The 18,546-nt window shown below is 75.1% G+C and carries 18 protein-coding genes and 1 pseudogene; 6 read left to right on the top strand and 13 right to left on the bottom strand.

The genetic code is table 11. The annotated features are described in order from the left end of the window. Nucleotides 1-85 precede the first annotated feature (85 nt). From O7622_RS24720 to trpC, 5 genes are all read right to left on the bottom strand, one after another. Nucleotides 86-1,273 carry an NAD(P)/FAD-dependent oxidoreductase gene (locus tag O7622_RS24720; RefSeq protein WP_282310564.1) on the bottom strand — a complete coding sequence of 396 codons (1,188 nt, stop codon included), beginning with the start codon at nucleotides 1,271-1,273 and terminating at the stop codon, nucleotides 86-88. Nucleotides 1,274-1,284: 11 nt separating this feature from the next. Further along, the gene (gene lgt, locus O7622_RS24725) at nucleotides 1,285-2,526 is read right to left on the bottom strand and encodes a prolipoprotein diacylglyceryl transferase (protein ID WP_282310565.1); all 1,242 of its coding nucleotides are present in this window, start codon (nucleotides 2,524-2,526) and stop codon (nucleotides 1,285-1,287) included. Nucleotides 2,527-2,704: 178 nt separating this feature from the next. Next, nucleotides 2,705-3,508, bottom strand: a complete 804-nt coding sequence (gene trpA, locus O7622_RS24730) for a tryptophan synthase subunit alpha (protein ID WP_018785208.1) — start codon at nucleotides 3,506-3,508, stop codon at nucleotides 2,705-2,707. Nucleotides 3,509-3,512: 4 nt separating this feature from the next. Further along, a complete protein-coding gene (gene trpB, locus O7622_RS24735; protein WP_282310566.1) occupies nucleotides 3,513-4,739 on the bottom strand; it encodes a tryptophan synthase subunit beta in 1,227 nt (408 codons plus the stop codon). Nucleotides 4,740-4,773: 34 nt separating this feature from the next. Next, the gene (gene trpC / locus O7622_RS24740) at nucleotides 4,774-5,577 is read right to left on the bottom strand and encodes an indole-3-glycerol phosphate synthase TrpC (RefSeq protein WP_194801305.1); all 804 of its coding nucleotides are present in this window, start codon (nucleotides 5,575-5,577) and stop codon (nucleotides 4,774-4,776) included. 444 nt (nucleotides 5,578-6,021) lie between these two features. Between trpC and O7622_RS24745 the strand changes: the two genes are divergently transcribed. Then, nucleotides 6,022-6,297, top strand: a complete 276-nt coding sequence (locus O7622_RS24745) for a hypothetical protein (protein WP_013287554.1) — start codon at nucleotides 6,022-6,024, stop codon at nucleotides 6,295-6,297. Here O7622_RS24745 and O7622_RS24750 read toward each other — a convergent pair. The 5 genes and pseudogenes from O7622_RS24750 to O7622_RS24770 all read right to left on the bottom strand — a co-directional run bounded on the left by O7622_RS24750 (nucleotide 6,290) and on the right by O7622_RS24770 (nucleotide 10,190). Beyond that, a complete protein-coding gene (locus O7622_RS24750; protein ID WP_282310567.1) occupies nucleotides 6,290-6,847 on the bottom strand; it encodes a Trp biosynthesis-associated membrane protein in 558 nt (185 codons plus the stop codon). The two genes, O7622_RS24745 and O7622_RS24750, sit on opposite strands and share 8 nt — an antisense overlap. After that, on the bottom strand, nucleotides 6,844-8,397 hold the full coding sequence (locus O7622_RS24755; protein ID WP_282310568.1) for an anthranilate synthase component I: 1,554 nt from the start codon (nucleotides 8,395-8,397) through the stop codon (nucleotides 6,844-6,846). Before O7622_RS24755 ends, O7622_RS24750 begins: the two co-directional genes overlap by 4 nt. Beyond that, entirely contained in the window at nucleotides 8,394-8,807 is a 414-nt protein-coding gene (gene hisI, locus O7622_RS24760; protein ID WP_282314216.1) for a phosphoribosyl-AMP cyclohydrolase, read from the bottom strand. The genes O7622_RS24755 and hisI overlap by 4 nt, the downstream gene beginning before the upstream one ends. A gap of 180 nt (nucleotides 8,808-8,987) precedes the next feature. Next, nucleotides 8,988-9,638 (bottom strand): annotated as a pseudogene (locus tag O7622_RS24765) (phosphoribosyl-AMP cyclohydrolase); the annotation flags it as partial. Nucleotides 9,639-9,800: 162 nt separating this feature from the next. Then, complete coding sequence (locus O7622_RS24770) at nucleotides 9,801-10,190, bottom strand: MerR family transcriptional regulator (RefSeq protein WP_282310569.1); 390 nt, start codon at nucleotides 10,188-10,190, stop codon at nucleotides 9,801-9,803. Nucleotides 10,191-10,301: 111 nt separating this feature from the next. Here O7622_RS24770 and O7622_RS24775 point away from each other — a divergent pair, with 111 nt between their 5' ends. Genes O7622_RS24775 through O7622_RS24785 form a run of 3 tightly spaced genes read left to right on the top strand, consistent with a single transcriptional unit; the run spans nucleotide 10,302 to nucleotide 12,369 of the window. Continuing rightward, complete coding sequence (locus O7622_RS24775) at nucleotides 10,302-11,024, top strand: ABC transporter ATP-binding protein (RefSeq protein WP_282310570.1); 723 nt, start codon at nucleotides 10,302-10,304, stop codon at nucleotides 11,022-11,024. Continuing rightward, entirely contained in the window at nucleotides 11,021-11,776 is a 756-nt protein-coding gene (locus tag O7622_RS24780; protein WP_282310571.1) for an ABC transporter permease, read from the top strand. Before O7622_RS24775 ends, O7622_RS24780 begins: the two co-directional genes overlap by 4 nt. Then, on the top strand, nucleotides 11,773-12,369 hold the full coding sequence (locus tag O7622_RS24785) for a TetR family transcriptional regulator (protein WP_282310572.1): 597 nt from the start codon (nucleotides 11,773-11,775) through the stop codon (nucleotides 12,367-12,369). Before O7622_RS24780 ends, O7622_RS24785 begins: the two co-directional genes overlap by 4 nt. A gap of 65 nt (nucleotides 12,370-12,434) precedes the next feature. Here the strand turns inward: O7622_RS24785 and O7622_RS24790 are convergent, their stop codons facing one another. Beyond that, complete coding sequence (locus tag O7622_RS24790; RefSeq protein ID WP_282310573.1) at nucleotides 12,435-13,166, bottom strand: DUF2470 domain-containing protein; 732 nt, start codon at nucleotides 13,164-13,166, stop codon at nucleotides 12,435-12,437. A 67-nt stretch (nucleotides 13,167-13,233) separates the two neighbouring features. Here O7622_RS24790 and rpsD point away from each other — a divergent pair, with 67 nt between their 5' ends. Next, on the top strand, nucleotides 13,234-13,842 hold the full coding sequence (gene rpsD, locus O7622_RS24795) for a 30S ribosomal protein S4 (protein WP_282310574.1): 609 nt from the start codon (nucleotides 13,234-13,236) through the stop codon (nucleotides 13,840-13,842). 28 nt (nucleotides 13,843-13,870) lie between these two features. Here the strand turns inward: rpsD and O7622_RS24800 are convergent, their stop codons facing one another. Next, on the bottom strand, nucleotides 13,871-15,652 hold the full coding sequence (locus O7622_RS24800) for an ABC transporter ATP-binding protein (RefSeq protein WP_282310575.1): 1,782 nt from the start codon (nucleotides 15,650-15,652) through the stop codon (nucleotides 13,871-13,873). 114 nt (nucleotides 15,653-15,766) lie between these two features. Continuing rightward, nucleotides 15,767-17,635: an ABC transporter ATP-binding protein gene (locus O7622_RS24805; protein WP_282310576.1), complete on the bottom strand. Its 1,869-nt coding sequence runs from the start codon at nucleotides 17,633-17,635 to the stop codon at nucleotides 15,767-15,769. Nucleotides 17,636-17,828: 193 nt separating this feature from the next. Between O7622_RS24805 and O7622_RS24810 the strand changes: the two genes are divergently transcribed. Beyond that, on the top strand, nucleotides 17,829-18,458 hold the full coding sequence (locus tag O7622_RS24810) for a TIGR03085 family metal-binding protein (protein ID WP_282310577.1): 630 nt from the start codon (nucleotides 17,829-17,831) through the stop codon (nucleotides 18,456-18,458). The last annotated feature ends 88 nt before the right edge of the window (nucleotides 18,459-18,546 follow it).

Genomic DNA, 18,546 nt, shown 5'->3' on the forward strand with positions numbered 1-18,546 from the left:
GGGACCGCGCCGGCTGCGGGCCGGGCCGCCCGGGAGCCGTGCCGCCCGAGGGACGGCCACGCGCGGACAGGCCGCACGCGGACGGTCAGGACGGCGGCTGCCAGGCGGCGGCCGCCGCGGCGGCGGTGTTGCGCAGGCGCGGGCTGATCGTGCCCAGCGCCGCGTCCCGGGCGCGCAGCGCCAGCCGGCCCCGGGCCTGCAGGACCGCCGACATCCGCCGGGTCTGCCGGACCATCGTGGCCGCACGGGGGCGGCGCAACCTGTCGTACGCGGTGACCGCATCAGGCAGCCGCGACTCCCGCAGCAGCCCGGCCAGCGTCGCGGCGTCCTCGAACGCCAGGCAGGCGCCCTGCCCGAGGTGCGGCGGCATGGCGTGCGCGGCGTCGCCCAGCAGCACCACGCCGCCCGGACCGGACGGGAAGCCGTACGCCCTGGGCAGCGGGCGCAGCTCGCGGATCTCCTGCTGGACGACGTCCTCCGGGTCGGTCGCCTCCAGCAGCGTGCCGATCGGCGCGGGCCAGCCCGCGAACCAGCGCTTCAGCAGCGCGAGCTGGATCTCCGGCGGCTCGGGGCGGGGCGCCCCCGCGGCGGTCGCGACCCAGTACACGCCGCCCCGGCGGGACGCGCCCGCGGTGCCCCGCTCGCCGAGCGAGGCGGCCAGGAAGCGGTATCCGGCGCCGAGCGTCTCGCCGTGCACCGGCTGGTCGTCAGGCAACTGCGGGGCCCGGTACCAGGGGATGACCGCCCGCCAGGCCGCGCACCCGGAGCTGACCACGGCGGTCTCCGGGGCGAGGTGCCGGCGGATCTCGCTGTCCGTGCCGTCGGCGGCCACCACCAGGTCCGCCTCGTAGGTGTGCCGGCCGTCGCCCACCGCCGGACGCGCGCCCGACGCCGCGCGTACGGTCCGCACTGTCACGCCGGTACGCAGCTCGACCCGGTCACCCAGGCCGGCGATCAGCGCGTCGTGCAGGTCCTCCCGGTGCACCACCACCGGCATCCGCTCGGCCGGCGTGGACCGGGCCTGCACCAGCCAGTGCCCGTCCGGGCGGCGCACGCCGCCGTCGGGCAGCGGGGTGGCGATCGCGTCCAGCCCGTCGCCCAGCCCGAGGGCGCGCAACGCGCGTACCCCGTTGGGCCAGAGCACCACGGCGGTCGCCTCCGGGCGGACCCGGTCGGCGCGTTCCAGCAGCGTGACCTGCCAGCCCGACCGGGCCAGGACACCGGCCGCCGCCATTCCGCCGAGGCCGGCACCGACCACCACCGCGCTGCGCATGACTCCCCCGCTCAGCTGTCCCGGTCCGCCGGGCGCCCGCCGCTGTCGGCCCGGCCGGCGTTCGTGTGCTCCGCGTCCGCCCGCTCCGGATCCGTGTCGTCGCCGTCCGCGTCCGCGCGGCCGGTGGCGTCCGCACCCTCGGTGGCGGCGGAGCCGGTGCTCGCGCGTCCGGCCTCGTCCGCGTCGCCGGTGGCGGCGTCGGCCCCGGTGGCGGCCTCCGGCCGTTCGTCGTCGACCGGGGGCAGCTCGCCGGTCTTCCGGTACGCGTCGAACTGTTCCTCGGTCACCACCCGGTAGCCCTCGGGCGCGGCCGGCCGTTCGGCGGCCGCCCGGGCGGACAGGTCGACCTGGGACACGTCGCCGGCCGGGCCGGTCGCGGGGGCCGGCTCGCCCACCGGCACCAGGTATTCGCGGGGACCGCGGACCCGGACGAAGTAGGCGAGCGCGCCGAGGAAGACCAGCGCGGCGGTCCAGACGTTGAGGCGTACGCCGAGGATCAGGTTCGCCTCGTCGGTGCGCATCAGCTCGATCCAGAACCGGCCCGCCGTGTAGCCCATCACGTAGAGCGCGAACGCCCGGCCGCGGCCGAGCCGCAGGCGGCGGTCGAGGAACAGGACCAGCGCGGCGACGCCGACGTTCCAGAGCGCCTCGTAGAGGAACGCCGGGTGGTAGAGCCCGGGCTGGAGCACCGGGTTGCCGGCGTCGTCGCGCAGCGCGTGACCCGGGTTGTCCGGGTCCATCACGTGCACTTCCAGGCCCCACGGCAGCGTGGTCCGCCCGCCGTACAGCTCGTTGTTGAACCAGTTGCCCAGGCGGCCGACGGCCTGCGCCAGGGGCAGCCCCGGCGCCAGCGCGTCGGCGATGACTGTGAACGGGATGCCGAGCTGCCGGGCCGCGAGCCACGCGCCGACCGCGCCGCCGGCCACCGCGCCCCAGATGCCGAGGCCGCCCTCCCAGATGTAGAGCGCCTTGATCGGCTCGCCGCCGGCGCCGAAGTATTTCTCCGGCGAGGTGATCACGTGGTAGATCCGCGCGCCGATGATGCCCGCGGGCACGGCCCAGACGGCGATGTCGAGCACCGCGCCCGGTGCCACACCGCGGCGGCGCAGCCGGTACTCGGTGACCACGCAGGCCACCACGATGCCGAGGATGATGCAGAGCGCGTACGCCCGGATCGGAACCGGACCGAGCTGCCAGACGGCGGTGCTGGGGCTGGGCATGGCCGCCAGTGGGGTCATCGGGGCGAGGGTCACGGGTGCACACGGTACCGGTGCGGACTGTGTGTGCGGCACCCCGGGCTGCCTGCACCAGCTCGGCGAAGTGGCGGTGTCCCGGTGTGTTCGACCGCGCCAGGTCGGCGAGATGGAGTCGATCAAGCAGGTGGCGCCGGTGCGGCCGGGGCTGGACAGCGCAGCCTCGGCGAGCTGGTCGTCAGCGGGCGGGGTTGCGGACTCCGTCGGCCAACTCGGCGCTGAGCTTGCGCAGCGCGGTCAGGCCGGCGGCCTGGTCCGGGGCGTCCAGCACGCAGCGGACCAGCGCGCTGCCCACGATCACCGCGTCGGCGTACCCGGCGACCGTGGCGGCCTGCGCTCCGGTGCCCACGCCCAGCCCGACGCCGACCGGGATGTCGGTGACCTCGCGCAGCCGGGAGACCAGGACCGGTGCCGCCTCGGAGGTCTGCGCGCGGGCGCCGGTGACGCCCATGATCGCGGTGGCGTAGACGAAGCCGCGGCAGTGCTCGACAGTCATCCGCAGCCGCGCGTCGGTCGACGACGGCGAGACCAGGAACGTGCGGTCCAGGCCGTGCGCGTCGGAGGCGGCCAGCCACTCGGCGGCCTCGTCGGGGATCAGGTCCGGCGTGATCAGGCCGGTGCCGCCGGCGGCGGCCATGTCGCGGGCGAACGCGTCCACGCCGTACTGCTCGATCGGGTTCCAGTAGGTCATGGTGACCACGCTCGCCCCGGTCGCCGCGACCGCCTCGACCACGCGCAGCGCGTCGGCGACGCGGACGCCGCCGGCGAGCGCGATGTCGCTCGCCTTCTGGATGACCGGGCCGTCCATCACCGGGTCGGAGTACGGGATCTCCACCTCGATGACGTCCACGCCCGCCTCGACCATGGCCTTCATGGCGGCGATGCTGCCCTCGACGGTCGGGAAACCCGCCGGCATGCAGCCGACCAGCACCGCCCGCCCGTCCGCCCGCGCCTTGTCGAAGGCGACCCCGATGCGGCTCACGCTGTCACTCCTTGTCGAGGATGCCGAAGTACGCGCCGGCGGTGTGCACGTCCTTGTCGCCCCGCCCGGACAGGTTGACCACGATCACCGGCTCCCGGCCCAGTTCCTCGGCGAGCCGGGGGGCGATCGCGCGGGCACCGGCGAGCGCGTGCGCGCTCTCGATCGCCGGGATCACGCCCTCGGTGCGGCAGAGCAGCTCGAACGCGGCCATCGCGTCGGCGTCGTCGACCGGCAGGTAGGTGGCCCGGCCGGTGTCGTGCAGCCAGGCGTGCTCCGGGCCGACGCCCGGGTAGTCCAGGCCGGCCGAGATCGAGTGCGACTCGGTGGTCTGCCCGTCGGCGTCCTGGAGGACGTACGTGCGGGTGCCGTGCAGCACGCCGGACGAGCCGCCGGTGATGCTGGCGGCGTGCCGCCCGGTGTCGACGCCCTCGCCGCCGGCCTCGAAGCCGTAGAGCCGGACGCCGGCGTCGGGCACGAACGCGTGGAAGATGCCCAGCGCGTTGGAGCCACCGCCGACGCAGGCCGCGACCGCGTCCGGCAGCGCGCCGGTCAGGTCCAGGCACTGCCGGCGGGCCTCCTCGCCGATGCCGCGCACGAAGTCGCGGACCATCTCGGGGAACGGGTGCGGCCCGGCGGCGGTGCCGATCAGGTAGTGGGTGCTGTCGACGTTGGCGACCCAGTCCCGCATCGCCTCGTTCATCGCGTCCTTGAGCGTGCGCGAGCCGGTGGTCACCGGGACGACCGTGGCGCCGAGCATCCGCATCCGGGCCACGTTGAGCGCCTGCCGCTCGGTGTCCACCTGGCCCATGTAGACGACGCATTCCAGGTCGAACAGCGCGGCGGCGGTGGCGGTGGCGACGCCGTGCTGGCCGGCCCCGGTCTCCGCGATGACCCGCCGCTTGCCCATCCGCTTGGTGAGCAGCGCCTGGCCCAGCACGTTGCGGACCTTGTGGGCGCCGGTGTGGTTGAGGTCCTCGCGCTTGAGCAGGACCCGCGCGCCGATCTGCGCGGAGAACCGCCGGGCCTCGTAGAGCAGCGAGGGCGTGCCGGCGTAGTCGCGCAGCAGCGCGTCGAACTCGGCGAGGAAGTCCTCGTCGCCCATCGCCTTCCGGTACGCCGCGTCCAGCTCGTCGAGCGCGGCGACGAGCGCCTCGGGGACGAACCGGCCGCCGAACCGGCCGAAGTGACCGGCGGAGTCGGGGACCTGGCCGGTTGCGGGTGCGGCGCTCATCGCGGGCGTCCTCTCGGGTCGGGTGCCCGGCGGCTCAGCGCACCGGGCGGGGCGTGGCCGGGTGGTTACCGGCGTTGACCAGCTCGGCCACCGCTTCGCGCGGGCTCTTCTGGGTGACCAGTCCCTCGCCCACCAGCACGGCGTCGGCGCCGGCGGAGGCGTACCGGATCAGGTCGTGCGGACCGCGCACCCCGGACTCGGCGATCTTGACGACGCTGCTCGGCAGGCCGGGCGCGATCCGCTCGAACACCGAGCGGTCGACCTCCAGGGTACGCAGGTCGCGGGCGTTCACGCCGATCACCTGCGCGCCGGCCTCCAGGGCGCGGTCCGCCTCCTCCTCGGTGTGCACCTCGACCAGCGCGGTCATGCCCAGCGACTCGATCCGCTCCAGCAGCCCGACCAGCGCGTTCTGCTCCAGCGCGGCCACGATCAGCAGCACCAGGTCGGCGCCGTGCGCGCGGGCCTCGTGCACCTGGTAGCTGGAGACCACGAAGTCCTTGCGCAGCACCGGCACGTTCACCGCCGCCCGCACCGCGGCCAGGTCGTCGAGCGACCCGCCGAACCAGCGGCCCTCGGTCAGCACGCTGATCGCCCGCGCGCCACCGGCCGCGTAGTCACCGGCCAGGTCGGCCGGGTCGGCGATCTCGGCCAGCCGCCCCTTGGACGGCGACGAGCGCTTCACCTCGGCGATCACGGCCACGCCGGGGCGGCGCAGGGCCGCGTACGCGTCGAGCGGTGGCGGCGCGGCGGCGGCCAGCTCACGGATCCGCTCCAGCGGAACCTGCTCCTGGCGCCGGGCCACGTCCTCGCGCACGCCGGCCAGGATCTCGTCGAGCACCCCTGCGGACGCCGCCGCTCCGGCGTCGTCCCCCTCCGCGTGCGCATGCTCAGCAGTCACCAACGGACTCCCCTCTCCGGGCGTCATGGGCCGATGCTAGGGGGCGCCACCTGGCGACGAGTGCCGGGGGGTATGGCGCACCTCACGACATGGGCTGTGGCATGATGGCCGACTTCCGGTGAACGCCATGTCACGCAGCGCCACCGCTGGCATCGACCGTCACCCATCCCCTATCTCACCACGATCGTTCCGGGCCCGCAGGACGGGTGCCGGCGAGCGCTGTGACCAAGCTCAAGGACCTCCGGCCCTGCCCAGGTCGTTCCCGGTACGACAGCGTTGACCTGTGCTTCACGGCGGCGAAACGTCCGCCCGGAAGCATCGTCGTCGGGCACACTCGACGCCGGCGGCTGCCGACCGTCGCCAACGATCTCGTGTGGGGTGACCATGAGCGCCAACGGGCCGACCCAGACCATCGGCTTGACCACCATCTCCCGTACCGTCGCCTCCCTCGCCGTCGGCGTGGTGGACACGCTCGAACGCGCGGTGGCCGGCGACGGCCGGACGCGCACCGCCCGCGGCAACGCCTGGGAGGCGGTCTGCGCCGACCGGGCCCGCGCCGCCCAGCGCCGCGAGCTGGAGCGGCTGGTGGCCGAGCTGGCCGCCGCGCGGGCCGCGGCCCGGCAGCGGCGCGACGCCCGCGAGGCGCAGCCGGTCAGCTGACGGTCGGGTCCTCGCCCCGGTCCAGCGCGTCCCACGCGTCCCGGGTGCCACGCTCGACCGCCGGCCGGCCGGGCTCGTCCGCCGGGGCGGACCGCCGCTCGTACCGGGCGCCCATCGCCGGCCAGCCGTCGCCGCGCAGCGCGGTGAACGCGCCACCGGCCGCCAGGGCCAGGCCGCCGGCCAGCACCAGCGCCGGCCACTGCCGGCTCACCCCGGCCCCGGTCAGGCCGATCCCGCCGCCGACCGTCACGGCCACGCCGGCACCGGCCAGCAGCACACCCAGCAGCCGGCGCAGCCGGCCCCGGGTGGCGAGCACCGCGCCACCGCCGGCGAGTCCCACGTAGGTCAGCGCCAGCACCCAGGGCAGCAGGTCCGTGCCGGTGCGCTCGGCCCGCCCGGACGGCAGCAACCCCCGGGCGGTCACCTCCACCGCCCAGGTCCGGGTCACCGCCCAGCAGGCCAGGCCCGCGCCGGCCAGGCAGAGCAGCACCGCGTACGCGAGTTCGCGCCGGCCGCGGGCCGCCGGCGCGGTGGTGCCCGGCGCGCTCACCGGGCCGCCCGCAGCGTCTCGGCGGCCGCGATGGCGGCGAGCACGGCGGCGGCCTTGCTCCGCGTCTCCCGGTCCTCGGCGGCAGGGTCGGAATCGGCCACGATCCCGGCGCCGGCCTGCACGTAGGCGCGGCCGTCGCGGATCAGCGCGGTCCGGATCGCGATGGCCATGTCCAGGTCGCCGCCGAAGGCGAAGTAGCCGACGGTGCCGCCGTAGACGCCGCGCCGCACCGGCTCCAGCTCCTCGATGATCTCCATGGCGCGCACCTTGGGCGCGCCGCTGAGCGTCCCGGCCGGGAACGTCGCGGCCAGCGCGTCGAACGCGGTGCGGTCGTCGCGCAGCTCGCCGACGACGGTGGAGACGATGTGCATGACGTGGCTGTAGCGCTCGATGGTGGCGAACTCGGGCACCTCGACGGTGCCCGGCCGGCACACCCGGCCCAGGTCGTTGCGGCCGAGGTCGACGAGCATCACGTGCTCGGCGCGTTCCTTGGGGTCGGCGAGCAGCTCGGCGGCGAGCTTCGCGTCGCCGTCCGGGGATCCGCCGCGCGGCCGGGTGCCGGCGATGGGGTGCAGCAGCGCCCGCCGCCGCCCGTCCGGCCCGGCGCTGACCTTGAGGTGCGCCTCCGGCGACGAGCCGACGATGTCGAAGCCGTCGAAGCGCAGCAGGTACATGTACGGGCTGGGGTTCGTGGTGCGCAGCACCCGGTAGACGTCGAGCGGGTCGGCGTCGGTGGGGCGCTCGAAGCGCTGGCTGAGCACGATCTGGAAGCACTCGCCGGCCCGGATCGCCTCCTTGGCCGTCTCCACCGCCTTCGGGTAGCCGCCCTCGGGGGTGCGGCTGACCACCTCACCGACGCCGGGCCGGTCCACAGTCGAGACCATGGGCGGAATCGGTCGGGACAACGCGCTGGTCATCGCGTCGAGCCGGCCGACGGCGTGGTGGTACGCGGCCTCGACCCGCTCCGCCCGGCCGGGGTCGTCCATCGGCGGCAGCACCGCGTTGGCGACCAGGATCGCGGAGCCCTCGTAGTGGTCGAGGACCACCAGGTCGGTCGCGAGCATCATGCCCAGCTCGGGCACGTCCAGCTCGTCCTCGGTCAGCTCGGGCAGGCGCTCGAAGCGGCGGACCAGGTCGTAGGCGAGGTAGCCGACCAGGCCGCCGGTCAGCGGCGGCATGTCACCGGCCGGATCCCAGCCCGGCCCGGCGAGCGCGGCGACGGTCTCCCGCAGCACGGTGACCGGGTCGCCGCCGGTGGCCACGCCCGCCGGTGGCGTGCCGGTCCAGCTCGCCGCGCCGTCGCGCTCGGTGAGGGTGGCGCTGCTGCGGACGCCGATGAACGAGTAGCGCGACCAGGCCGTACCGGCCGAGCCGACACCCTGCTCGGCGGACTCCAGCAGGAACGTGCCGGGACCGCCGGCCAGCTTGCGGTAGACCCCGACCGGCGTCTCCGCGTCGGCGAGCAGCCGCCGGGTCACCGGCACCACACGCCAGCGCGCGGCCAGGTCGGCGAAGGTGGACCGGTCCGGGCTGACCGTGCCGTCGGTCACGGGGTCACCTCCGGGGAGCTGACCGGCAGTTCGGTGAAGAAGCAGGTGCGCTGCCCGGTGTGGCAGGCCGCTCCGACCTGCTCAACGCTGACCAGCAGCGCGTCGCCGTCACAGTCGAGCGCCACCGAGCGAACGTACTGGTGGTTGCCCGAGGTGGCGCCCTTGACCCAGTACTCGCCGCGGCTGCGCGACCAGTAGGTGGCCCGGCCGGTGGTGAGCGTGCGGTGCAGCGCCTCGTCGTCCATCCAGGCGACCATCAGCACCTCGCCCGAGTCGTGGGCGCGGACCACGGCGGCGACCAGGCCGTCCGGGGTGCGGCGGAGCTTGGCCGCGACGGCCGGGTCGAGCCGGGACGGACGGGCCGGTCCGGGAGCGGGGGCGCCGGTCAGCGGCGCGTCAGGGGCGGGCACGGTTGACCATTCTCCCGCACGCGGCCCGGGGACCGCCGACGTGTCCCGGGAGGCGGGCGTCACCGTCCCCAGCGCCCGGCCCAACCGGCCGAGGTAGCGGTCCACCCGGCCGTCGACCAGCGCCTCGGCCAGGTCCGACCCGTGGGTGGCGGCGATCTCGTCCGCGTACGGGCGGATCAGCGGGAGGATGCCGGTGACCAGCCGTCCGGCGGCGGCGCCGACCTCGGCCGGGTCACCTGCGCGCAGCCCGAGGCAGAGCAGCATGTCGTGGCGGTAGCCGGGCGGGGCGACCGGCAGGTCCAGCGCGGCGGTCAGGGCGGCCCGGCGGGACACCACGCGCACGCTCGGGTTGGCCGGCCGCAGCACCGAGGGGCAGAGCCGGGCCAGGTCGGCCGCGGCGAGCCGGACCCCGACCGGATCGTCGGCCACCCGGGCCGCGGCGACCTTGCCCAGCGTCGCGATCAGTTCCTCCAGGCGCGGCTCGTCGGCGGGCTGGCAGAGCACCGGCAGGTCGATCCGGCGGCGCCATTCCGGTACCGCCCACAGCAGCCGGGCGGGCGCGGTGACCGGGAGGCCGAACGCCCAGTCGGCGGGCTGGCCCAGCCGGCGCACCCAGGAGCGGACGTCGCGGGCGGCCACCGACACGTGCACGAGGCGACCGGCGAACTCGGTCAGGTAGGCCCGCCGGGCCGCGTACGGCGTGCCGCCGCGGGACGCGGCCTGCCGGGCGCCCGTGCCGGCGGGCCGTCCGTCGTCGGCGACCACGAGCACGTCCACGTCCACGTCGCTGTGCTCGGTGGCGGCCCGCCGGGCATGGCTGCCGCGCAGCATGATCCCGACGACCGGCCGGTCGGCGGCCTGCCGCAGGCGGGCGGCCCAGTCGTCGAGGAACGCGGTGTCGGGCAACTGCGCTGGACCCACGGCGCCATGGTGCCGAAATCCGATCTTCACCGCAATGACCGTTGCCGGACCCGCTGTCCGCCGCTGGGGCGTTCAGCCTGATTCCTCCTCGGCCCGGCGGTACGCGTCGATCTTGTGTTCGAGGACCTTCAGGTCCTCCTCCAGCTCGGCCATCCGGGCCAGCACCCGGGCCCGGTGCGCCTCGAACAGCGCCCGCCGCGCGCCGAGCGTGCCGTCCCCGTGCCGGGCCAGTTCGGCGTAGCGGCGCATGTCGCGCACCGGCATCCCGGTACGGCGCAACCGGGTGAGCAGGAACAGCCAGTTGACGTCGGACTCGGTGTAGCGCCGGCGGCCCGACGAGTCCCGCCCGACCCGGGCCACCAGGCCCTCCTGCTCGTACCAGCGCAGCGTGTAGGTGGTCAGGCCGACCCGTTCCGCCGCCTCACCCACGGTGAGGCTCATCTCCCGCGTGCTGATGTCCACGCCCTCCAGGCTTCCAGTTCGAGCGCACTCGAAGTCAAGTCCCCTCGTTGCCAGGCGGGCGAAATTCACCTACCGTTGAGTTCAACGGGTGATGAATTGATGGAGGCGAGCATGGACGATGCGGTGTCGGTCCGCGAGCTGGTGGTCGACCGGGGCGGGCGGCGGGTGCTGCACGGCATCAGCTGCGAGGTGCCCCGGGGCACGGTGACCGGGCTGCTCGGGCCCAGCGGCAGCGGCAAGACCACGCTGATGCGCGCGGTGGTCGGCGTGCAGACGGTCGGCTCCGGCACCGTCGACGTGCTCGGCCGCCCGGCCGGCTCGGCCGACCTGCGCCGCCGGGTGGGCTACCTGACCCAGGCCCCGAGCGTCTACGCCGACCTGACGGTGCGGGAGAACGCCCGCTACTTCGCGGTGCTCCAGGGCCGGGGCCGCGCCGAGGCCGACCGCGCGGTGGCCGACGTCGGCCTGGCGACCGCAGCCGACCAGCTCGTCGGCACGCTCTCCGGCGGCCAGCGCAGCCGCGCCTCGCTCGCCTGCGCGCTCGTCGGCGAACCCGAGCTGGTGATCCTCGACGAACCCACGGTCGGCCAGGACCCGGTGCTGCGGGCCGACCTGTGGGCGCGGTTCCACGCCATGGCCGCGAACGGCACCACGCTGCTGGTCTCCAGCCACGTGATGGACGAGGCCGCCCGCTGCGACCGGCTGCTGCTGATCCGCGAGGGACGGCTGGTCGCCGACGACACCCCGGCCGCGGTCCGCGCCGCCACCGGGACCGACGACCTGGAGGAGGCGTTCCTGCGCCTGATCCGCGACGCCGAGGGAGAGGCGCGATGAACGGACGGATCCTGGCCGCCACCACCGGGCGCATCCTGCGCCAGCTCCGGCACGACCGGCGGACCGTGGCGCTGCTCGTGGTGGTGCCGTCGGTGCTGCTCACGCTCGTGTACTACATGTACGCCGACCAGCCCGCCCCGCCCGGCGGGCCGAGCACGTTCGACCGGGTGGCCCTGATCATGCTGGGCTTCTTCCCGTTCATCATCATGTTCCTGGTGACCAGCATCGCCATGCTCCGCGAGCGCACCACGGGCACGCTGGAGCGCCTGCTCACCACGCCGCTGGGCAAGCTCGACCTGCTGTTCGGCTACGGCATCGCGTTCGGCCTGGCCGGGGTGCTCCAGTCCACAGTGGCCTCGGTCGTCGCGTACCGGGTGTTCGGGCTGGAGACCGCGGGCAGCGCGTGGCTGGTCGTGCTGATCGCCGGGGTGAACGCGGTGCTCGCGGTGGCGCTCGGGCTGTTCTGCTCGGCGTTCGCCCGCACCGAGTTCCAGGCGGTCCAGTTCATGCCGGTGGTGGTGGCGCCGCAACTGCTGCTGTGTGGCCTGTTCGTGCCGCGCGGCCAGATGGCCGGCTGGCTCCAGGCGGTCAGCGACGCGCTGCCGCTGTCGTACGCGGTCGAGGCGTTGCAGGAGGTCGGCGCGCACGCCGAACCGACCGGGACGATGTGGCGGGACGTCGCGATCGTGGCCGGGGCGGCGGTGGCGGCGCTGGTGCTGGCCGCCGCGACGCTGCGCCGGCGCAGCGGGTGAACGCGCGGCGCTCCGGGCGGCGGCCCGGCAGCCCGGACACCCGCGAGGCCATCCTCGCCGCGGCACGGGAGGCGTTCGCCGAACGCGGCTTCGACGCCGCGTCGATCCGGGCCATCGCCGCCGTGGCCGGCGTGGACCCGGCGCTCGTGCACCACTACTTCGGCGGCAAGGAGGAGCTGTTCCGGGCCGCGACGGCGTTCCCGGCCGACCCGGGGCGGCTGCTGCCGGCGGTGCTCGCCGGCGGCCCGGACGCGCTCGGCGAGCGGATGGTCCGGGTGTTCCTGGAGGTCTGGGACTCCCCCACCGGCACGGCGGCGGTGGCGCTGCTGCGGTCGGCGGTGAGCAACGACTGGACCGCGCGCCTGCTGCGCGAGTTCCTGGTCACGCAGGTGCTGCGCCGGGTGCTCGACCAGCTCGACGTCGACCCGGGGCAGCGCGCGCTGCGCGGCGGGCTGGTCGCCACCCAGCTCGCCGGGCTGGCCATGATGCGGTACGTGCTGCGCCTCGACGCGGTCGCCACCGCCGAACCGGCGACGCTGGTGGCAGCCATCGGCCCGACGGTCCAGCGTTACCTCACCGGCGACATCGCCTGAGCCGGCCCGGCCGGCGGCTCCGACGGCCGGGGCCGGCGCTGCTCGGGCAGCCGGGCCGGCGCTGCTCAGGCCGCCGCCCGGGGGCAGAGCATCGGGTGCAGCAGGCGAGACAGCTCCGCCACGTCGGCGACCGGCCGGGGGAAGGAGAGCCGGGCCCGCCGGGTCGCGCCGGGCCGTCCGTGCGCGACCAGCAGGCCGTACCTGTCGATCCGCACCACCCGCGGGGTCTGGTCGCCGGGCAGGTCCAGCCGCCGCCGCAGGTAGTCGCCGACCTGCTCGGTGTGGTGGTCGGCCAGGTCCGCGAGGAGGTCGGCCTCGACCGGGTGCAGCGGGTCCGGCTCGGCCTCCGCGTACGCCTCGGGGTCGACCCGGCGCACGCGCCCGGCGCGTTCCCAGCGGGCCTCGGCCACCTCGAAGCGGTGCAGGTGGAACCGGCTGCCCACGTCGAGCAGGTCGCCGGCCGGGTCGGTGGCGGCGAAGTCGACTGCCGCGTCGCGCGCCTCGTCACCGTCCAGTCGCTCGGCCCAGCCGGACACCCAGGCCCGGCCGAGCGAGGGCGCCCCGGCCGCCGGCGGCAGGTCGAGCACGTCGAGCACGGTGGCCACGTCGGTGTCGCCCGCCGGCGGCACGAGCACCGCGGCGAGGTCACTGACGACGGGTACGAGCAGCAGCACCCGCCCGTCGGGGTCGACGGCGTGCCGGACCTGGTGCGGGCCGGGGTGCCGGGCCAGGTGGACGAGGGCGGGCAACCGGCCCGCGACAAGGGTTCGCACGATCTCCGCCGGGCTGGGCCGCATGATCCCGACCTCCTCAGTATAGGTTAGGCTTACCTAATCAGCAGGCTAGACGATCGGAGACGTCGACGTGAACCACCCCCGGCCCAAGGCACGGCTCTCCCGCGCCCTCGGTATCCCGCTGACCCGCAAGTGCGTGCGTTACTTCGAGCGGCGCCCCTACCCCCCGGGCGTGCACGGCCGGTCCCGCCGCACCACCTCCAACTACCAGGTGCGGCTGCTGGAGAAGCAGCGGCTGCGTCACCAGTACAACGTCAGCGAGGCCCAGCTGCGCCGTCTGTTCGACGAGGCCGCCCGGGGCGCCGGCAAGACCGGCGAGACACTCGTCGCGCTGCTGGAGCGGCGTCTCGACGCGGTGGTGCTGCGGGCCGGGCTGGCGCGCAGCATCTACCAGGCCCGCCAGCTCGTCGCACACGGCCACATCACCGTGGACGGGCGCAAGGTCGACCGGCCGTCGTACCGGCTGCGTCCCGGCCAGGTGGTCGGCGTACGCGAGCGCAGCCGCACGCTGCCGCCGTTCCAGCTCGCCGCCGCCGGGGCGCACGCCGACGCGCAGCCCCGGCCGTACCTGTCGGCGCAGCCGGCCGAGCTGCGCGCCACGCTGGTGCGCGAACCGGCCCGGCACGAGGTGCCGGTGGTCTGCGACGAGCAACTGGTGGTGGAGTTCTACTCCCGCTGACCGCCGCTCCCGAACAGACCCGCGAGGATCAGCGGGTCTGTTCGAGCCAGGACGCGTACAGCAGGGCGTACACCGAGTCGGCGTCGCGGACCAGTTCCTCGTGCGGGCCGCGCTGCACGATCCGGCCCCGGTCCACCACGATCACCTCGTCCGCCGCCTGCGCGGTGGACAGCCGGTGCGCGATGGCGAGCGTGGTCCGGCCCCGGGTCACCGCGTCGAGCGTCCGTTGCAGGCGGACCTCGGTGGCCGGGTCGACAGCGCTCGTCGCCTCGTCCAGCACCAGCAGGTCCGGGTCCGCGACGTACGCCCGGGCCAGCGCCACGAGCTGCCGCTCACCGACGCTCAGCGCCTCCCCGCGCTCACCGACCGGTGTGTCCAGCCCGGACGGCAGGCCGTCCAGCCAGTCGGAGAGGCCCAGCTCGGCGAAGGCGGCGGTGAGTCGCTCGTCGGTCAGGTCGGGGCGGGCGAAGCGGACGTTCTCCCCGACCGTGGCGTCGAACAGGAAGCCGTCCTGCGGCACCATCACCACCCGGGAGCGCAGCGAGTCGAAACGCACCTGCCCCAGGTCGACCCCGGAGAGCAGGACCTGCCCCTCGGTGGGGTCCATCAGCCGGGTGAGCAGCTTGGCGAAAGTGGTCTTGCCGCTTCCGGTCTCGCCCACCACCGCCACCCGGCTCTTGGCCGGGATGTCCAGCGTCACGTCGTGCAGCACCGGCGGCCCGCCCGGATAGGCGAACGTCACACCGGCGAACCGGGCGTCCAGCGGCCCGGGTGGCAGCTCCCGCCCCTGCTCGCCCGGGTCGGCGACGTCCGGGGAGACGTCCAGCACGTCCAGCACCCGGCGCCAGCCGGCGATCGCGTTCTGCGCCTCGTTGAGCACCTCGGTGGCGATCTGCACCGGCTGGATGAACAGCGTGACCAGGAACAGGAACGCGGTGAGCTGGCCGACCGTCAACGTGCGGCCGGCGCCCAGGCTGACCCCGACCACCACCACGCCGGCCAGCGCCAGGCCGGCGGCCAGCTCCCCCACCGAGCTGCCCATGATGCTGATCCGGATCGCCCGCTGCTGGGCCACCCGCTGCCCGTCGATGGCCGTGTCCAGCCGCCGCGCGGTGCGCCCGGCGATGCCGTACGCCCGGATCACCGGCGCGCCCACCACGCTCTCGCCGATCGCGCCGAGCAGTGTGCCGGTGCGCTGCCGCACCAGCCCGTACGCACCGGCGAGGCGGCGCTGCAACTGCCGGATCACCAGCACCGCGGGCGCGAACGCGACGAGCACCACGAGCGTCAGCTGCCAGGAGTACGCGAGCATCACGGCGGTGGTCACCAGCAACTGGCCCAGGTTGACGATCAGGATCACGCCGCCCCACTGGAGGAACTGGGTGATCTGGTCGACGTCGCTGGTGACCCGGGAGACGAGCGACCCGCGCCGCTCGGACTGCTGGTGCAGCATGGACAGGTCGTGCACGTGCCGGAACGCCCGGGTGCGCACCCCGGCCAGCGCCGTCTCGCTCACCGTGAACAGCCGGCGCATCATCAGGTACCCGCAGGCGGTGGTGACCACCAGCACGCCGGCGGTGATCGCCACGGTCAGCGAGATGACGTTCAGGTCGAGGCCGCCGACGATGCCGTGGTCGATGCCGCGCTGCACCGCCACCGGCACGGCCACCCGGCCGACCATGTAGACCAGCGCCAGTGCCAGCGTGCCGGCGAGGCCGGTGCGCAGCTCCGGGGAGAGCGCCAGCCCGCGCCGCAGCGTCCGCCAGGTCGACTCGGTGGCCTCGGTGGTCTCGCCCGTGGTCGCGCTCACCGAGCCCGCCGTTCGTTCGCGACTGCGGGGCTCCGCTCCGCTGCACTCCTCGCGCTCACCGAGCCCGCCGTTCGTTCGCGACTGCGGGGCTCCGCTCCGCTGTACTCCTCGCGCTCACCGGTCCACCTCCAGGCCCGAGGTCAACGGCGTGACCTCGTCGTACGTCCGATTCTGCTCGCGTTCCTGCTCGGCCTGCTCGTACGCGGTGACCAGGTCGGCGTAGCCGGGCACGGTGGCCAGCAGCTCGGTGTGGGTGCCGCGGGCGACCACCCGGCCCTGCTCCACGTAGATCACCTCGTCGGCGAGCGCGATGGTGGCCCGGCGGTACGCCACCACCAGGATCGACGCCGGGGCGCCGCCGTCGGCGGGCGCGCGCAGCCCGGCCAGGATGGCCGCCTCGACCCGCGGGTCGACGGCGCTCGTGGCGTCGTCGAGCACCAGCAGCCGGGGTCGCCCGGCGAGCGCCCGGGCCAGCGTCAGCCGCTGGCGCTGCCCGCCGGACAGCGACGTGCCCCGCTCGCCGACCATGGTGTCCAGCCCGTCCGGCAGCGCGGCCACGAAGCCGTCCGCCTCGGCCAGCCGCAGCGCCGCCCACACCTCGTCGTCGCCGATGCCGGCGCGGTCGAGCGCGATGTTGGCCCGGACCGTGTCGTCGAAGACGAACGGCACCTGCGCCACGAGCGCCACCGTGCCGGCGAGCGAGGCGGCGGTCAGTTCCCGCACGTCCACGCCGTCCAGCGTGATCCGGCCGGCGCCCGGGTCCACCAGGCGCACTGCGAGCGACGCGATCGTCGACTTGCCCGCGCCGGTGGGGCCGACCAGGGCGACCGTCTTCCCGGCCGGGACTGTGAACGTCACCTCGCCGAGCACCTGCGCGCCGGGCAGGTGCGCCTCGGCCGGCTCGTACGCGAAGTGCACGTCGTCGAAGGCGAGCGTGGCCGGCACGCGGGTGGCCGGGTCGAGCGTCGTCGTGCCGTACGGCATCTCGCCGGTCGCGTCGAGCACCCGGCGGACCCGGTCCCACCCGGCGACGCTGCGCGGCAGCTCGGCCAGCACCCAGCCGATGGCGCGTACCGGGAAGGCCAGCACGGTGAACAGGAACGCGACGCTGACCAGCTCGGTCACGGTGATCGCGCCCTGCCGCAGCCGCAGCGCGCCGACCACCAGCACGGCGAGCGTGCCGAGGCTGGGCAGCGTCTCCAGCATCGGGTCGAACACGCCGCGCAGCCGGCCGACCGAGATCAGCGCGTCGCGCAGCTCACCGGCGCGGGAGGCGAAGCGGGCCGTCTCCTGGGCCTCGCGGCCCATCGTCTTGACCACGAGCGCGCCGTCGAAGCTCTCGTGCGCGATGCCGCTGACCTCGGCCCGCAGCCGCTGCGCCCGGGCCTGCCTGGGCGCCATCCGGCGGGAGTAGACCACGTTGAGCGCGAACAGCGCCGGGAACACGGCGAGGCCGACCAGGGCCAGCGCCCAGTCGGTGAAGAACAGTGAGGCCACCGCGCCGACGAGCATCACCAGCGTGCCGACCGCGAACGGCAGCGGCGCGATCGGGTACCAGGCCGCCTCCACGTCGGAGTTGGCGTTCGACAGCAGCGTGCCGGTGGAGTTGCGGTGGTGCCAGGCCAGCGGCAGATCCAGGTAGCGGCGGGTGACCCGGCGGCGGTAGGCGGCCTGGAGCCGGTACTGCATGTAGCCGGCGCCGAGCCGGCGGCCGAAGATGCCGACGACACGCAGCACGCTGATGCCGAACAGCGCCGTCGCGGCGAGCGCCAGCGCCCCGCCGGCCACCTCGCCGCGCTCCACGGCCGGCACGACGACGTCGCCGACCACCCCGCCGACCACGTACGCGCTGGCGATCACCAGGAGGCCGAACAGCACGCTGCCGCTGACCGCGACCGTGAAGATCCGTGGCTGTTCCCGGATGGCCCGGCCGAGCACCCGTAGCCCTCTGCCGAGCACGTCCCGACTTGTCCCGCTCGCCACGCTCTCCCCCGCCGTAAGCCGCAGTTTTCTCCCCCATCCTTACCGCTCGCCGCCCGTCCCGCCGACCCGGCCGGGATATGTCCGCCGTCACGTTCCCGCCGAAGCCGGGCCGACGGCGACCGGAGGCGGTCCGGCGTCGTGGTCCTGCCGGGCGTGGCGCGCCGATCGGCCGGGACCGGCCTACGATCGGGCCATGCCGCGGTACGCCCGAGCGGAGCGCGAGGCGCTCGCCGACCTGATGCTGGAAGTGGGACCGGACGCACCCACTGTGAACGAGGGGTGGACCACTCGTGACCTGGCGGCGCACCTGCTGGTGCGGGAGCGCCGGCCGGACGCGGCGGGCGGGATCCTGCTGCCGCCGCTGCGCGGCTACGGCGAGTCGGTGCGCCGGCGGATCGCCGCCGGGCCGTACGCCGACCTGATCGCCCGGGTACGCCGCCCCCCGGTGTGGAGCCCGGTGAGCAACCCGCTCACCGACGAGCTGGCGAACGGGATGGAGTTCTTCATCCACCACGAGGACGTGCGGCGCGCCCGTCCGGGCTGGCATCCGCGCGACCTGCCGGCCGGGCAGCAGGCGGTGCTGTGGAAGCGGGTCGCCCTGCTGGCCCGGATGGCGCTGCGGCGGTTCCCGGCCGAGGTGCTGGTGCAGGCGCCGGGCTACGGCGAGCTACGGGCCGGCGGTGGCGGCGAACGGCTGCGGACGGTGGGCGCGCCGGGCGAGCTCGTCCTGTTCCTCACCGGACGGCAGCGGGTGGCCCGGGTCCAGGTGGACGGTCCGGCCGACCGCGCCGAGCGTCTGCGTACCGCCGAACTGGGCCTGTGACCGAGGGTGTGCATCCCATTGCTGACCGACAGTGGAGAGTGGACACCCGGACTTCGATGACCGTCACGTTCTCCCGTACGCTCCTGCG

It is taken from the genome of Micromonospora sp. WMMD1076 (assembly GCF_029581475.1).
Classification (GTDB): Bacteria; Actinomycetota; Actinomycetes; order Mycobacteriales; family Micromonosporaceae; genus Micromonospora; species Micromonospora aurantiaca.

Bases quoted from the DNA above. Each gene is read 5' to 3' on its own strand.
- O7622_RS24720 (WP_282310564.1), bottom strand. From the start codon at position 1,273: ATGCGCAGCGCGGTGGTGGTCGGTGCCGGCCTCGGCGGAATGGCGGCG.
- trpB (WP_282310566.1), bottom strand. From the start codon at position 4,739: ATGAGCGCCGCACCCGCAACCGGCCAGGTCCCCGACTCCGCCGGTCAC.
- O7622_RS24745 (WP_013287554.1), top strand. From the start codon at position 6,022: ATGAGCGCCAACGGGCCGACCCAGACCATCGGCTTGACCACCATCTCC.
- O7622_RS24775 (WP_282310570.1), top strand. From the start codon at position 10,302: ATGGACGATGCGGTGTCGGTCCGCGAGCTGGTGGTCGACCGGGGCGGG.
- O7622_RS24780 (WP_282310571.1), top strand. From the start codon at position 11,021: ATGAACGGACGGATCCTGGCCGCCACCACCGGGCGCATCCTGCGCCAG.
- O7622_RS24790 (WP_282310573.1), bottom strand. From the start codon at position 13,166: ATGCGGCCCAGCCCGGCGGAGATCGTGCGAACCCTTGTCGCGGGCCGG.
- O7622_RS24810 (WP_282310577.1), top strand. From the start codon at position 17,829: ATGCCGCGGTACGCCCGAGCGGAGCGCGAGGCGCTCGCCGACCTGATG.